Genomic DNA, 623 nt, shown 5'->3' on the forward strand with positions numbered 1-623 from the left:
GCCGATGGCCGAGCGCACCGCGCCCCCTGGCGGATCTGCTCGAACAACGCTGGTGGAGTGTGTTCGTCAAGCGTAAACTTGGTAAGAACGGCAAGGTTGGTCCACCGGTCCATGACGATCGGGTAGGCCGGGATTTCACCGCTGATGCGCCAAATCAGTTGTGGCTAGCCGACGTTACCGAACACCGCACCGGCGAAGGCAAGCTGTATCGGTGTGCGATCAAGGACGTGTTCTCCAACCGGATCTCGGCTACTGCATCGACTCGCGGATGAAGTCACGACTGGCCACACAGGCCCTCACCAGTGCGGTGGCGCGTCGTGGCGATGTCGCGGGCTGCATCGTGCACAGCGACCGGGGTTCGCAGTTCCACAGCCGAAAATTCGTTCGGGTTCTGGGCCGTCACGACATGGTCGGCTCGATGGGCCGCGTCGGTGCTGCCGGTGACAATGCGGCCATAGAGTCCTTCTTCAGCCTGCTACAGAAGAACGTCTTGAACCGCCGCCGCTGGAACACCCGCGAGCAGCTACGCATCGCCATCGTCACCTAGGTCGAACGCACCTACCACCGCCGACGCCGACAGGTCGGTCTGGGCCGGTTGACCCCCGTCGAGTTCGAAGCAATCA

At 62.6% G+C, this 623-nt stretch carries 1 pseudogene; it reads left to right on the forward strand.

What is annotated here, in order from left to right:
• A pseudogene (locus tag FQ389_RS20990) lies at positions 1-623 on the forward strand (IS3 family transposase); the annotation flags it as partial.

Source organism: Mycobacterium tilburgii (assembly GCF_902168065.1).
Lineage (GTDB): Bacteria > Actinomycetota > Actinomycetes > Mycobacteriales > Mycobacteriaceae > Mycobacterium > Mycobacterium tilburgii.